Raw genomic sequence first — 14,828 nt, forward strand, 5'->3', positions numbered from 1 at the left:
TCGTCCCAGTCGTAGCGGTAACCGCCTTCCACGCGGAAGTCGGAGCTGTCGGTGATCGCCTTGGACAGACCCAGGCCCAGTTCGGCCGCCGGTGCCCAGTCGCTGTCCACCGGGTTCTTGTGGTGGCTGCCCATCACGGCCGCCAGCAGGTACGGGCGCCACGCAGTGCTGCCGAAGTAGTAGCGAGCGGCGACGCCGACGTTGTTGCTGGACCACTTACCGGCGTGGCCGTCGATGTTGCGCTTGGTGCGATCGGCGAACAGGTCCAGCGAGGTGTTGGCCGAGATGAACTTGCCCACGGCCAGGCCGTAGTAGATCTGGCGGCTGTTGGTGTTGCGGTCCGAGTCGTTGTAGTACCCGCCGATGGTCGGCGCGATGTACCAGCGGTCATCAAAGCCGTTCGGCCATGCCGGAGCGGCAGTGCTCTCGCTGCTGCCGGTGGTCGCCGCCGTGTTGTCCTGCGCGTGAACAGCGCCCACGCCGCCCAAGGCCAGGGCAACCATGAAATAAAGGCCCTTGTGTTTCATCAGGTCTCTCCCTTTTCGTTTATCGAAACAATCCCGCCCGATTTCTCCGGGGCGCGGTGACTTTGCATGCACTCGGCCGACCCATTCGGCTTTACGCAAAAATAACACATGGCGAATATCGTGACAATTTGCGACAGTCGATGCTGTTGTGCAGCATACAGCTTCGGCGAGGTTTGCCGCCGGGGCGTATTCAGAGCGTGAACAAGCCGAGGAAGTGTTGGATCGGCATGGCATCCAGCTTCGCCGGATCGCGGGTGACTTCGAGTATGGCTTCGACCTTGTGCTTCGGCAGGTGGCCGCGCATGGCCGCCTCGAACTTCTCCAGCAGCGCCGGGATGCCCTCCGCACGGCGCTTGCGATGGCCGATCGGGTAGTCGACGGAGACTTTTCCGGTCGACGTACCGTCCTTGAAGAACACCTGCACCGAGTTGCCGATGTAGCGCTTGTCGGGGTCGTAGTAGTCGCGGGTGAACTGCGGGTTCTCGCTCACCACCATCTTCTCGCGCAGCGCGTCGATGCGCGGGTCGGCGGCCACGTCGTCGTTGTAGTCGGCAGCCGTCAGCCGACCGAAGATCAGCGGCACCGCCACCATGTACTGGATGCAGTGGTCGCGGTCGGCGTAGTTCGCCAGCGGGCCGGTCTTGTCGATGATGCGCGCGCCCGCCTCCTGGGTCTCGATCGCCACCCGATCGATCTGCTCGATCCTGCCGGCGACCTCGGCGTGCAGCTTCATCGCACACTCGACCGCGGTCTGCGCATGGAATTCGGCCGGGAAGCTGATCTTGAACAGTATGTTCTCCATTACATAGCTGCCGAACGGGCGCTCGAACTCGAACGCCTTGCCCTTGAAGGCCACGTCGTAATAGCCCCAGGTCTTCGCCGACAAGGCCGACGGATAACCGGCCACGCCGCGGTACACCGCGTTGATGGCATGGATGACCGCGCGGCGGCAGGCGTCGCCCGCGGCCCAGCTCTTGCGCGGGCCGGTGTTGGGGGCGTGGCGATAGGTGCGCAATGCGCCGTTGTCGATCCAGCTGTGCGACACGGCGGTGACGATCTGCTCCTTGTTGCCGCCGAGCATGGCGGTGGCCACGGCGGTAGAAGCCAGGCGGACCAGGATCACGTGATCCTGGCCCACGCGGTTGAAGCTGTTCCTCAGCGCGTAGCAACCCTGGATCTCGTGGGCCTTGATGGCATGACCCAGCACGTCGCGCAAGCTCGGCGCCTGGCCGCCTTCGCGCTCGGCCTTGCGACCCAGCCAGTCGGCCACGGCGAGAATGGCGCCGAGGTTGTCCGACGGGTGGCCCCACTCGGCGGCCAGCCAGGTGTCGTTGAAGTCCAGCCAGCGGATCTGCGTGCCGATGGCGAACGCGGCCTGGGCCGGATCCAGCTCGTGGCTGGTGCCCGGTACGCGGGCGCCCCCGGGCAGCGTGGCGCCGGGCACGACGGGGCCGAGATGCTTGACGCACTCGGGGAATTTCATCGCCATCATGGCCGTGGCGAGCGAATCCAGCAGCATGTAGCGTGCGGTGTCGTACGCCTCGGTCGAATCGATCGGGTAGTCGACGACGTAATCCGCTACGTCGACCATCGGCAGGTCGGGGTCCGGCCGTTTGGCGGAACGGATGTCCTGCGTACTCATGAGGCACGTCTCCTGGCCGCACGGAAACCATCCCTGCGACGGGATGGCCTGCCCGTGTCGTTTGACGCAAACCCTGCCGGACCAGCCTACTCCCGCCTCCGTGGCAGCAGGGAGTCAGTCCTGCCCTGCAGGCTCAGCCTGCGGGGATGCGCACCCAGCCTTCCATCAGTACGCGCGCGCTTCGGCTCATGACCGCCTTGGTGACGGTCCACGCGCCGTCGACCAGCGCCGCCGCGGCGCCTACCCGCAACGTGCCTGACGGATGGCCGAAGCGCACCGCCTGCCGCTCGCCGCCACCGGCCGCGAGATTCACCAGGGTGCCCGGGATCGCGGCAGCGGTACCGATGGCCACCGCGGCCGTCCCCATCATGGCGTGGTGCAGCTTGCCCATCGACATCGCGCGCACCAGCAGGTCGACGTCGCCGGCCTTCACCGGCTTGCCGCTCGATGCGACGTAGTCGGCCGGCCCGGCGACGAAGGCCACCTTGGGCGTGTGCTGGCGCGTGGCGATCTCGTCCAGCGACGCGATCAGGCCCATGCGCAGCGCACCGTGCGCGCGGATGGTCTCGAACATCGCCAGCGCCTTGGCATCGCTGTTGATAGCCTCCTGCAGTTCCGTGCCGGTGTAACCGATCGCGGAGGCCTCAACGAAGATCGTGGGAATGCCGGCGTTGATCATGGTCGCCTTGAGCGTGCCGACGCCCGGCACCTCCAGATCGTCCACCAGCTTGCCGGTCGGGAACATCGCCCCGCCCGCGCCATCTTCCTCGGCGGCCGGGTCCATGAATTCCAGCTGCACTTCGGCGGCAGGGAAAGTCACGCCGTCCAGCTCGAAATCACCGGTTTCCTGCACCGCGCCGTTGGTCATCGGCACATGCGCGATGATGGTCTTGCCGATGTTCGCCTGCCAGATGCGCACGATGGCGACGCCATCGCGCGGCATGCGCGCGGGATCGACCAGGCCGCCGGCGATGGCGAACGGGCCGACCGCCGCCGACAGGTTGCCGCAGTTGCCGCTCCAGTCGACGAAGGCCTTGTCGATCGCTACCTGTCCGAACAGGTAATCCACGTCGTGATCCGGCCGCGTGCTCTTGGACACGATCACCGTCTTGCTGGTGCTGGAGGTGGCGCCGCCCATGCCGTCGATCTGCTTGCCGTAGGGATCGGGGCTGCCTATCACGCGCAGCAGAAGCGCGTCGCGCGCGGCACCCGGCACCCGTGCCGCTTCGGGCAAGTCCTCGAGGCGGAAGAACACGCCTTTGCTGGTGCCGCCGCGCATATAGGTGGCGGGAATGCGGATTTGTGCAGCATGCGACATGGGAATCTCCGGAGGTGTTCGCCGCCGCCTCAAAACAAGCCGGATTGCGTGGCGGGCGGATCGATTTCAGGCAGCAATGGCCAGCGGCCGATGACGTCGTAGCGGTATGGATCGCCACCACCGATGACGAGACACAACTCGTCGATGGTCCATGCGATGGGCGGATCGAGCACGATTTTGTCCAGCGTATCGCGCGCGCAATAGCTCAAGGTCATGTGCGGCGTCACGCCAGTGGCGATGCGATCGAATCCAGCGTCGCAAAGGCGGCCACGAACCTCTTGCAACAAGGCGGCAAACGGTTTCGGCACGCCACGCGCGCGCATCGTCCAATGGATCCGGCCTGGCAGGTCGCCCGATCCGTCGATGCGGTTGAAATGCAGCGTGCACGCGGATGCGGAAACGGCTGAGCCAACCTGCAGCAGCGCAGCGCATTCTTCCTCGGTCGGCGAAAAAATGCGCTCGGAAAACGACTGATGCCAATTCGCCGGTGCAAACAGGGCGCTTCGCAGACGTTTGTCCACCCCAAGCCGCGCCAGCCGGACCAGCGTGTCATCCACCCATGCCGGCGGAGGCATGGCCAAGAAGAACAGACGCGGCCCCGCAATCCGACTCATGCCGCCACGTTCGATGCGAGAAAGTCTTGCGCGAAGCGTTGCAGCACACCGCCGGCTTCATAGATCGAGACTTCCTCGTCGGAGTCGAGCCGGCAGCGCACCGGAACCTCTAACGTCTCACCGTTGCGCCGATGCACGACGAGGTTGAGCTCACCACCCGGCGTCGGTTCGCCAACGACGTCGAAGATCTCGGTGCCGTCGATGCCCAGCGTCGTGCGGTTCGTGCCCGGCTTGAACTCGAGCGGCAGCACGCCCATCCCGATCAGGTTGGTGCGATGAATCCGCTCGAACCCTTCGGCAACGATCGCCTCGACGCCCGCGAGCCGCACGCCCTTCGCGGCCCAGTCGCGCGACGAGCCCTGGCCGTAGTCGGCGCCGGCGATCACGATCAGCGGCTGCTTGCGATCCATGTACGTCTCGATCGCTTCCCACATCCGCATGACCTTGCCCTCCGGCTCGACACGCGCGAGCGAGCCCTTCTTCACCGCGCCGTCGACGACCGCCATCTCGTTGATGAGCGTCGGGTTCGCGAAGGTCGCGCGCTGCGCGGTCAGGTGGTCTCCCCGGTGTGTCGCATACGAATTGAAGTCTTCTTCCGGCAAGCCCATCTTCGTCAGATATTCGCCGGCCGCGCTGTTCGCGAGGATCGCGTTCGACGGCGACAGATGGTCAGTCGTGATGTTGTCGCCGAGTACCGCGAGCGGACGCATGCCCTTCAGCGTGCGCTCGCCAGCCAGTGCACCCTCCCAGTACGGCGGACGGCGGATGTACGTGCTCTGCGCTCGCCAGTCGTACAGCGGCGCCGCGCGCTCGCCCGCGCCGGCGGGGCGAGCGAACATCGGTTCGTAGACCCTGCGGAACTGTTCGGGCTTCACGCTAGTCGCGACGATCGCATCGATCTCCTCGTCGGTCGGCCAGATATCCTTCAGCGTGACGGGCTTGCCGTCCTGGTCGTGACCGAGCACGTCCTTCTCGATGTCGAAGCGGATCGTGCCGGCGATCGCATACGCGACGACGAGCGGTGGCGATGCGAGAAACGCCTGCTTCGCATACGGATGGATGCGGCCGTCGAAGTTGCGGTTGCCGGACAGCACGGCTGTCGCGTACAGGTCGCGCTCGACGATCTCCTGTTGAATCTTCGGGTCGAGCGCACCCGACATCCCGTTGCAGGTCGTGCACGCGAACGCGACGATGCCGAAGCCGAGCTTCTCGAGTTCGGGCAGCAGGTTCGCTTCTTCCAGATATAGCCGCACCGCCTTCGAGCCAGGCGCGAGCGAGCTCTTCACCCACGGCTTGCGCGCGAGGCCCTTCGCATTCGCGTTGCGCGCGAGCAGGCCCGCCGCGATCACGTTGCGCGGGTTGCTGGTGTTCGTACAGCTGGTGATCGCCGCGATGATCACCGCACCGTCGGGCATCTCGCCCGCCTTCTCTTCCCACTGGCCGGCGATCCCTCGCGCGGCGAGATCGGACGTCGGCAGCCGCTTGTGCGGGTTCGATGGGCCAGCCATGTTGCGCACAACGCTAGACAGATCGAACGTCAGCGTGCGCTCGTATTGCGCATTGCTCAGCGTATCGGCCCACAGGCCGGCCGCCTTCGCGTAGGTCTCGACCAGTTTCACCTGCTCGTCGCTGCGGCCCGTGAGGCGCAGGTAGTCGGTCGTCTGCCCGTCTATGAAGAACATCGCAGCCGTCGCGCCGTATTCGGGCGCCATGTTCGAGATCGTCGCACGATCGCCGAGCGTGAGGCTGGCCGCGCCTTCGCCGCGGAATTCCAGGTAGGCGCCGACCACCTTCTCCTTGCGCAGGAATTCGGTGAGCGCCAGCACGATGTCGGTGGCGGTGATGCCAGGCTGGCGCCTGCCGCTGAGCTCGACCCCGACGATGTCAGGCAGGCGCATCCACGACGCGCGGCCGAGCATCACGTTCTCGGCTTCCAGGCCACCGACGCCGATGGCAATCACGCCGAGCGCGTCCACGTGTGGCGTGTGGCTGTCGGTGCCCACGCAGGTATCCGGATACGCGACACCGTCCTGCACCTGGACCACCGGCGACATCTTCTCCAGGTTGATCTGGTGCATGATGCCGTTACCCGGCGGGATCACGTCGACGTTCTCGAACGCCTTCTTGGTCCACTCGATGAAGTGGAAGCGATCCTCGTTGCGGCGATCCTCGATCGCGCGGTTCTTCGCGAACGCGTCCGGATCGAAGCCGCCGCATTCCACCGCCAGCGAGTGGTCGACGATCAGCTGCACCGGCACCACCGGGTTCACCTTGGCCGGGTCGCCGCCGCGATCGGCGATCGCATCGCGCAGGCCGGCCAGGTCCACCAGGGCCGTCTGGCCGAGGATGTCATGGCACACCACGCGCGCCGGGAACCACGGGAAATCGCGATCGCGCCTGCGCTCGATGATCTGCTTGAGCGACTCGGCGAGGATCGCCGGATCGCAACGGCGCACCAGGTTCTCGGCGAGCACGCGCGAGGTGTACGGCAGCGTGTCGTAGGCACCCGGCTGGATCGCCTCCACGGCGGCGCGCGCATCGAAATAATCCAGCGACGTGCCGGGAAGGGATTGGCGGTAGACGGTATTCATGAATCAGGAACCCTTGGTTGGGACGCCCGGCTGACGTGTTAACGGCCTATTTTAGCCTGTGCGGGCCGCTTGCTTAAGAGGCTCGGCTTGACTGAGGCGCATGGCAGCATCGACCATAGTCGGGTACTGATCCCAAAAGGGAGTAGTTCAGGACGCCGTTTCACCCGGTGTCCTTGCAGTGGTCGTCATCACGGGCGGAGCACCGCCCCGGTCACTGCAGCGGTTCGGCCGCGAACGAGACTTTTGCGGTAATCACGGGGCAGCGTGCGCCCGTGGTTGCTGCATTTGTCCCGCACGCAGGAACCGAACCGCGTGGACCTCCTCACCCCCCAATTCTTTTCCGGCCTGCTGGCCATCGTGCTGCTCGACCTGGTACTGGCCGGCGACAACGCGATCGTGATCGCGCTGGCCGCGCGCAGGCTGCCGGCTGCGGTGCAGAAGCGCGCCATCTTCTGGGGCAGCTTCGGCGCGGTCGCGGTGCGCATCGCACTCACCGCGGTGGTGGTCTGGCTGCTGAAACTGCCGGGCCTGATGCTGGTGGGCGGCCTGTTGCTGCTGCCGATCGCCTGGAAGCTGCTGAAACAGGAAGACGCGCCGCACGAGGTCGCCGCCGCCGGCAGCTTCTGGGGCGCGCTGCGCACCATCATCGTCGCCGATGCGCTGATGGGCCTGGACAACGTGCTGGCGATCGCCGGCGCGTCGCGGGGCGACCTGCTGCTGGTGGTGCTCGGCCTGCTGATCAGCGTGCCGCTGGTGGTCTGGGGCTCGACCCTGATCTTGAAACTGATCGAGCGCTTCCCCGTCGTCGTCTATCTCGGCGCCGGCGCGATCGCCTGGACCGCGGCGCGCATGATCGCCCATGACCACCTGTGGTCGGGCTGGCTGTCGTCGCACGCCTGGGTCAGATACCTGCTCGATGCGATGCTGGTGGCGGGTATCTGCGGCGGCGGTTGGCTGCAGCGGCGCCGGCGTCGACCTGCAGCAACCTGACCGGTGGATGGCCTCCCTTCAGAGCGCCATCGGCACGCGCACCGTCATCAGTACGTCTGGCGTATCGCGGGTCACGCCAACGCCCAAGGTGAAGTTCAAGGTGCGCTTGGAATCGATGCGATAGGAGCCACCCACCAGCAGGGAGCCCAGCCAGACCTTGGTCGAACCCGGCACCTTGGAGCCGGCCTCGCGCGTCACGCCGATGAAGCTCTGGTCGTAACCGAGGCTCAACGACACCTTGTCGTTCATCGCAAAACCGACGCCGATGCTGGCATCGGCGACATTGCCAACTTTCACGTTGCCGATGAACTGTTTGCCGACCACGAGGTTCTCGGACACGTTGTGCCGTTCGAAGTTGTACATGTAGCTGAGGTTGCCGAAGATCACCACCGGATCGGACGGTAGCAGCCAGGTGACTCCGGGCTGCAGGGAGTAGAAGCCCGAGCCGGTCGGCAACTCCAGCGGCAGGCCCGTGCCGGTGACATTCTCGAGGCAGCGCGTCTGGCAGTCGGTGCGCACTTCGAAGGGGTCCTCGCCGGTACGGGATTTGAAGCGTAGCCAGCCGATGTAATACGGCTTGTCCGCACCACCGTCGTTGAACTGATAGCGCGCGGTGGCCTCGATGTCGCCGAGACCGCTACCGCTGGAGCTGAGCACATTGTTCGTCGCCGTACCGGTGAACACTTCGCGGCTGACGATGTTGCTGCCCTCCCACACATAAGGTACGCGCACCTCCAGCTCGAGACGATCGGTAATGCCATAGCGCCCGGTGAGCGTCACGGTATGACTGGTGGTACGCACCGTGCGGATGTCGATCAGGCCGATCAGGATGGCCGGGATGATGGTGTAACCCACCAGATCGACCTGGTTGGCGGCGGAGTAGCCGAACTGGTACGAGGGCTCCAGCACGAAGCTGTTCTTCGGCGTCAGCACGCCGGGCTGGTTGGAGATGGGTGCGACCTCGGGCGGACGGGTATCTTTCGGCGGTGCCTGGCCGACCTCCTGCGGATTGGCGGCGGCCACCGTCTGCGTGGCAGACGCAGACGGCATGGGCTGTGTTGGCGAACCGGCCCCGGTCGTCTGCAGGTTGCCGCCGCGCTGCTGATCCAGCTCGCGCACGCCGATCGCGTGACGCAGCGATGCATAGTCGGCCGCCTGTTGGGCCAGCTGCTGGCGCATCAGCTTGAGCTGTGCCACCTGCGCATCGATCTGGTGGCGCATGGCGTCGATTTGCGCGTCCTGCTTCTGCAAGCGCTGGCGTATCGTCGTGGAAGATGCGGGATCGCCACGCTTCGCAGCGGTGGGCACCACCTGCCCCGCCCCGGAGGGCGACGCAGGTGGCGACGCCTCCTGCGCGCTCGCCCATCCGCCAAACGCCATCAACCCGGCGCAACCGGCCGCGCATGCCCATTGCCGACGTTTGCGTTCCATTTCAACTCCTTGTCAAACCAATCTTGGAAGACTTCGGTAACGCCAGACGAGGGCATGCAGCGCCCGCGCGGCGCGCTCAGTGCGAGAGCGAGAGCAATTGCGCCGACTGCAAGGTGCTCTGCAGATTCATCTGGCGCAGCATCTGCAGCGTGTTCACGGAAATGTTGAGCGTGGTGAAGGTCTGGATGGATTGATTGTTCAAGGTGTTCTGCACGACTTGCGCCAGCGCACCGCCTTGGGCGAGCGCGGATGCCGCCGCGGCAGTGCCCTGGGTGTTCTGGCTGACTGCCGACGAGACGACGCCTGTGACGAGTGCAGGCACGCCGAGCGACGCTGCTGGCGCATCCATGGCGGGGGAACTGGTGCTCTGCTTGTTCGGAGCATGCGTGCCGACGACGCCATTCGACGCGCCCGATCCGGCAATGGGCGCGGCAGCCGCCTTGCCGGAAGCGACACTGTTGCCCGGTCCGCTCTGCACGAGGTCCAGGTCGTCCAGCGTCGATGCCAGAGCGGCGGCCTGTTGCTGTGTGATCTTGCTGATGTCCGGAATATTGATGCTCGTGGACATCGCCAGCACACCGTTGATGTAGGTCTGTTCCTTCAGACCGAACGAGGCCATCAGGCCGCCGCCGAGATCGAAACCGCCACGCGCATGATCGAGGCTGGCGTCGCTGACCGGTTGCCCTAGGCCTGCAATATCGGGTTGTGCCTGATCCGCCGTCGGCGCTGTCGCCGGCTTTGGCTGGAGGCCGGCGTTGCCCGCCTCACCACCGGGCATGGCATGGGCGACGCCAACACTGCCTAGCAGGCACAAGGGCAACACGACTCGCAGGCCCCTTCTTGAATTTGGATTCTTGCCTTTCATCACCATCACCTCAGTACTGCCCGGGCCCGAACTTCGGCATGGTGGTGTAGTCCATCAGGCGTCGGTCGATACCCATGCCCAGCGGTGCGAGAGGCGCCGCGCGCCAGTCGCTGACCAGGTTGAAATGCGCTTCATCGCGCCGGTTGTGAATCACGAACAGCAGCTTGTCCTGCCACATTTTTTCGAAACGTTCGCGCGGGATCGAGCGCGTACCCAGCGCGGGATCGCCCACTAGCACGCGACCGTCCAGCAAACCCTTGACCACCACGAAGTGGTGGTAGCGATTCACCACGATCAGCACGATCGCAGGCAGGTGCTCCTGGGCGAGTTTGTCCAGCGGCAGGCGGAAGCCGTCCGCCTCGAAGCCGAGGGTTTGCAGGTAGTTCTTGATGTCCAGCAGGGAAAAGCCTTCCTTGCTGATCTTGGCGCGGTCGCCGTGCACGTACATCTGCGCGAATGCCGCCTGCTCGGTGACCGCATAGCCGTATTGGTAGGTCAGCAAGGTGGCTACCGCAGCAGAGCCGCAACTGAAGTCGTATTTCTGCCGGACGGTGTTCCGGAATTTCGCTTCCTTGAAAGTGGTCAGATGCAGCGTATAGGTCGAGCCCGTACCGCCGTTGATCTCCACCGAGCCGGCAAGCAGCCCGCCGGGCCAGGCCAGCGCCAGCACGATCGCGAGCGCTGGAAGCGTCCTGCTCATGGCTTGAACTGCACGTTGACGATGACGCCCGTCTGGATCAGCACGTTGTTGCCGGAGTTCTGGATCACCGTCGGCAAGCCGACAGCGCCACTGAACGCGCCGCCGTCGATCAGGTTGGATCCGGTCACGACCTGATTGTCGGTGTTGTGATCCACCGAGCCGTTGAGCGTCATGGTCTCGGTCGTCTGGATACCGCCGCGCAAATGCGCCAGGGTGGAACCGCTGACGCTGGTGCCCAGGCCATCGACGTAGACGGGCTGCGCCGATGCCGTCGCGGCAGCCGTGGCGACACCCGTCCGGGACGCCGGCATGGCCGACCGCGGCGCATCCGCCGCCGGCACATCGAGGCTCGCGACGCAAAGCAACAGCACGCATCCGCAACCGAATCGGAACGTTCGCATGGTTCTGTACTCCCGCCGCGGCTGCCTGCCGTGAACGACGCCCTTGATCGCGTCACCTCGGGTGCCCTTGTGGCATGCAGCCGCCGCAAAGCCGCGGTGGAGCGCAAGCGCTCCACCGCGGGAGGTTCCACTCAGTGACCAACCGTAAGGTTGGCCTGGACGTTCACGCTCTGCTGCACCAGTGCCGCTGCGCCGCTGTTCTGCGCCATCACCGCGATGCCGGCGGCGCCCACCGCCGTGCCGTTCATCTGGTTGGACATGTCGAAGCTGCCGGCATCCGCCGCGGCCATTCCGCCGGCGCCGCCCATGCCGCCCATGCCCGAACCACCCGCGCCGCCAGCACCGCCAGCACCGCCCTCGCTGGCACTATTGCCACTGTTGCCGCCCGTACCCGAACCGTTGCCGCTGCTCGCATTGGCGGAGTTGCTGCCGCCAGCGCCACCGGCCCACGAACCGGCACCACCGCTGGCCGAACTCGAGTTGTTACCGCCATCGCCGCCATTGCCCGAGCCATGGTGGTGGCCGTCGTTCGCCGCCACGCTGCTGTTCGAGCCGTCGCCCGCGTTGCCGTTGCTGCTGCCACCATCGGCCGAGTTGGAGCCGCCCACCGCGGCGCTCAGGCCCAGCCCTGCCCCACCATCACCGCTATGGCTGTGTGCGTTGCCGCCATTGCCGCCCGGCGCCGAGGTGGCGCCCAGACCGACGCCACCGTCGCCGCCATTGGCACCGCCCCAGTTCATCGCGCTGTTGCCGATGCCGGAGACGCCGACATTCGACACGGTGCCGTTGAGCACGCTGTTCGCCACGACGGTGTTGAGCGTGGTCGTGGTGTTGTTCGAACTGCTGGTGTTGTTGGAATCGCTGGTGTTGTTGGAGTTGGCCTGGTTGGCCACGTTCTGCAACGCCGCCGAGCCATCCTGGGCATTGTTGCCGCCGGCGTTGGTCTGGTGGTTGTGGTTGCCCGCCACGGCAGAGAAGCTGAGACCCAGACCCAGGCAGATGGCGGTAGCGATAAGTGTCTTGCGCATGGTTCGTTCTCCTTGGAAAAACCCGATCAGGACTTGCATCGTCGATTCCGGCGAACGCCGGAACCGGTTGCCTGCAGCGCCAGACACCGCCGCCGCTTCCGGTCTGCACCGGATTGCGGTTGTGCTCGGGAATCCCCTGATTGACTTGGGCCATCCCGCCTAGTCTTGCGTGTGCAGCAAGCTGAACTGGCAAGGGAAATGCCAAGCGATTGCGTGCATATGATTTATTTACAAATCACGCACTTGCGAACATCTCGTTGGCGACCTACGGTCAAATCGCCGCGAGCACTGTGCCAAAAGCGTTACAGCTGGAACCGGGCGGAATTTGCCGATGTCCCCTGCCGGCGCGCCAGAGCAAGGCTTGCAGCCCTTGAAGGTGCGATGTCGAGGCCTGTATCAGAGCTGCGACACCTGTAACAGGCATAGATGCCAGCAACGCGAACACATCGCTATGCCCACGAAAAAGGGAGCCTCGCGGCTCCCTTCGTTGCTTCGGCTTTCCGGCAGCGGCTCAGCGCTTGTCGATCGGCACGTAGACCTGGTCTTCCGGCCCGATGTAGTTGGCGCTGGGACGGATGATCTTGCCGTCCTCGCGCTGCTCGATCACGTGCGCGCTCCAGCCGGAGGTGCGCGCGATCACGAACAGCGGCGTGAACATCGCGGTGGGCACGCCCATCATGTGGTAGGCGCTGGCCGAGTACCAGTCGAGGTTGGGGAACATCTTCTTGATATCGCCCATCACCTTCTCGATGCGCTCGGAGACGTCGAACAGCACCGGGTTGCCGCCATCGGTGCAAAGCTTGCGCGAGATCTCCTTGATGATCACATTGCGCGGATCGGACACCGTGTACACCGGGTGGCCGAAGCCGATGATGATCTCCTTGCGCTCCACCCGGGCGCGGATGTCGGCCTCGGCCTCGTCGGCGCTGCGGTAGCGCGCGATGATTTCCATCGCCACCTCGTTCGCGCCGCCGTGCTTCGGACCGCGCAGCGCGCCGATCGCGCCGGTGATGGACGAGTACATGTCCGAGCCGGTGCCAGCGATCACGCGCGCGGTGAAGGTGCTGGCGTTGAACTCGTGTTCGGCGTACAGCACCAGCGACTTGTCCAGCGCGTTGGCGTGCAGTTCGCTGGGCGCCTTGCCGTGCAGCACGTGCAGGAAGTGCGCGGCGATGGAATCGTCGTCGGTCTCGGTCTCGACGCGCTTGCCGTTGTGGCTGAAGTGGTACCAGTACAGCAGCATCGAGCCGAAGCTGGCCATCAGGCGGTCGGCGATGTCGCGCGCACCGGTGACGTTGTGGTCGTCCTTCTCCGGCAGCACGGTGCCCAGCACCGAGCAGCCGGTGCGCAGCACGTCCATCGGATGGGTGGCGGCGGGCAGCAGCTCCAGCGCGGCCTTCACCGGCGCCGGCAGGCCGCGCAGGCGCTTCAGGCGGGCCTTGTAGTTCTGCAGCTCGGTCCAGTTCGGCAGTACGCCGTAGACCAGCAGGTGCGCCACTTCCTCGAAGCAACCCTTGGCCGCCAGATCGTGGATGTCGTAGCCGCGGTAATGCAGGTCGTTGCCGCTGCGGCCCACCGTGCACAGCGCGGTGTTGCCGGCGGCCACGCCGGACAGCGCCACGGATTTCTTGGCCTTGGGAAGGACTTGCTCGCTCATCGGATGCTTCTCCTCGAGTACAAACGGAACCGGCCGGTGCGGAACGCCGGCCGGCGAAACGGAATCAGGCTTTCTTGTCGGCGAACAGTGCGTCGAGCTTGTCCTCGTAGGCGTGGTAGCCGAGGAAGTCGTACAGCGCCTCGCGCGTCTGCAAGGTGTCGATGATGTTCTTCTGGGTGCCCTCGCGGCGCACCGTCTCGTAGAAATTCAGCGCCGCCTTGTTCATGGCGCGGTAGGCACCGCAGCAGTACAGCGCGATGTCCACGTTGGCGCTCTTGAGTTCCCCGGTGGTGAAGAACGGCGTGGAACCGAACTCGGTGAGGTTGGCCAGAATCGGCACCTTCACCGCCGCCTTGAACTTGCGGTAGTCGTCCAGCGTCTTCATCGCCTCGGGGAAGATCATGTCGGCGCCGGCCTCGACATAGGCCACCGCGCGCTCGATCGCGGCATCGATGCCTTCGACCGCCGCCGCGTCGGTGCGCGCCATGATCACGAAGCCCGGATCGGTGCGCGCGTCCACTGCGGCCTTCACGCGGTCGACCATTTCCTCCTTCGGCACCACTTCCTTGCCGGGGCGGTGGCCGCAACGCTTCTGGCCGACCTGGTCCTCCATGTGCACCGCAGCCACGCCGATGCGCTCGAAATTTCGGATGGTGCGCGCGATGTTGAACGCCCCGCCCCAGCCAGTGTCGATGTCCACCAGCAGCGGCAGGCCGGTGGCGTCGACGATGCGGCGGGCATCGATCAGCACGTCTTCCATCGTCGAGATGCCGAGGTCCGGCATGCCCAGCGAATTGGCGGCCACGCCGCCGCCGGACAGGTATAGCGCCTTGTAGCCGACGCGCTTGGCCATCAGGCCGGCGTAGGCGGTGATCGCGCCGATCACCTGCAGCGGCGATTCGGTGTCGAGGGCGGCGCGGAAGCGGGCGCCGGCGGATTCGAGTGGGGACATGGCGATACTCCGAAACTGCATATTGTAGGCGATGCGCCGGTCCGGCCATGTCGCGGCGCACTACCCGAACACCGCAGCGTGCCTCGATCTGGACCGTTCCGTATCACGGATA

General features: G+C 65.5%; 12 protein-coding genes and 1 pseudogene. 1 reads left to right on the forward strand and 12 read right to left on the reverse strand.

From position 1 onward, the window contains the following. From ISP14_RS00005 to acnD, 5 genes and pseudogenes are all read right to left on the reverse strand, one after another. Nucleotides 1-527 (reverse strand): annotated as a pseudogene (locus ISP14_RS00005) (OmpA family protein); the annotation flags it as partial. Nucleotides 528-717: 190 nt separating this feature from the next. Continuing rightward, entirely contained in the window at nucleotides 718-2,169 is a 1,452-nt protein-coding gene (locus tag ISP14_RS00010; protein WP_404534835.1) for a bifunctional 2-methylcitrate dehydratase/aconitate hydratase, read from the reverse strand. 133 nt (nucleotides 2,170-2,302) lie between these two features. Beyond that, the gene (prpF, locus tag ISP14_RS00015; protein WP_404534839.1) at nucleotides 2,303-3,487 is read right to left on the reverse strand and encodes a 2-methylaconitate cis-trans isomerase PrpF; all 1,185 of its coding nucleotides are present in this window, start codon (nucleotides 3,485-3,487) and stop codon (nucleotides 2,303-2,305) included. A gap of 29 nt (nucleotides 3,488-3,516) precedes the next feature. Continuing rightward, entirely contained in the window at nucleotides 3,517-4,101 is a 585-nt protein-coding gene (locus tag ISP14_RS00020) for a 2'-5' RNA ligase family protein (protein ID WP_404534841.1), read from the reverse strand. Continuing rightward, complete coding sequence (gene acnD / locus ISP14_RS00025; RefSeq protein WP_404534843.1) at nucleotides 4,098-6,692, reverse strand: Fe/S-dependent 2-methylisocitrate dehydratase AcnD; 2,595 nt, start codon at nucleotides 6,690-6,692, stop codon at nucleotides 4,098-4,100. Before acnD ends, ISP14_RS00020 begins: the two co-directional genes overlap by 4 nt. A 312-nt stretch (nucleotides 6,693-7,004) precedes the next feature. On the opposite strand from acnD, the gene ISP14_RS00030 reads away from it, so the two are divergent. Continuing rightward, nucleotides 7,005-7,682 carry a YjbE family putative metal transport protein gene (locus tag ISP14_RS00030; protein ID WP_404534845.1) on the forward strand — a complete coding sequence of 226 codons (678 nt, stop codon included), beginning with the start codon at nucleotides 7,005-7,007 and terminating at the stop codon, nucleotides 7,680-7,682. Nucleotides 7,683-7,700: 18 nt separating this feature from the next. On the opposite strand, the gene ISP14_RS00035 is transcribed toward ISP14_RS00030, so the two are convergent. The 7 genes from ISP14_RS00035 to prpB all read right to left on the reverse strand — a co-directional run bounded on the left by ISP14_RS00035 (nucleotide 7,701) and on the right by prpB (nucleotide 14,716). Next, nucleotides 7,701-9,113 carry an acetate kinase gene (locus ISP14_RS00035; protein ID WP_404534847.1) on the reverse strand — a complete coding sequence of 471 codons (1,413 nt, stop codon included), beginning with the start codon at nucleotides 9,111-9,113 and terminating at the stop codon, nucleotides 7,701-7,703. A 76-nt stretch (nucleotides 9,114-9,189) separates the two neighbouring features. Continuing rightward, entirely contained in the window at nucleotides 9,190-9,984 is a 795-nt protein-coding gene (locus ISP14_RS00040) for a hypothetical protein (protein ID WP_404534849.1), read from the reverse strand. A gap of 4 nt (nucleotides 9,985-9,988) precedes the next feature. Beyond that, the gene (locus ISP14_RS00045) at nucleotides 9,989-10,678 is read right to left on the reverse strand and encodes a C39 family peptidase (protein ID WP_404534852.1); all 690 of its coding nucleotides are present in this window, start codon (nucleotides 10,676-10,678) and stop codon (nucleotides 9,989-9,991) included. Beyond that, nucleotides 10,675-11,049, reverse strand: a complete 375-nt coding sequence (locus ISP14_RS00050; protein ID WP_404534855.1) for a hypothetical protein — start codon at nucleotides 11,047-11,049, stop codon at nucleotides 10,675-10,677. Before ISP14_RS00050 ends, ISP14_RS00045 begins: the two co-directional genes overlap by 4 nt. Nucleotides 11,050-11,210: 161 nt before the next feature. Then, complete coding sequence (locus ISP14_RS00055) at nucleotides 11,211-12,107, reverse strand: hypothetical protein (RefSeq protein WP_404534857.1); 897 nt, start codon at nucleotides 12,105-12,107, stop codon at nucleotides 11,211-11,213. Nucleotides 12,108-12,618: 511 nt separating this feature from the next. Then, nucleotides 12,619-13,764, reverse strand: coding sequence for a bifunctional 2-methylcitrate synthase/citrate synthase (prpC, locus tag ISP14_RS00060; RefSeq protein ID WP_404534859.1), 1,146 nt, complete (start codon nucleotides 13,762-13,764; stop codon nucleotides 12,619-12,621). 64 nt (nucleotides 13,765-13,828) lie between these two features. Then, nucleotides 13,829-14,716, reverse strand: a complete 888-nt coding sequence (gene prpB, locus ISP14_RS00065) for a methylisocitrate lyase (protein WP_404534861.1) — start codon at nucleotides 14,714-14,716, stop codon at nucleotides 13,829-13,831. Between the last annotated feature and the right edge of the window lie 112 nt (nucleotides 14,717-14,828).

Source organism: Dyella agri, from assembly GCF_044904705.1.
Classification (GTDB): domain Bacteria; phylum Pseudomonadota; class Gammaproteobacteria; order Xanthomonadales; family Rhodanobacteraceae; genus Rhodanobacter_A; species Rhodanobacter_A agri.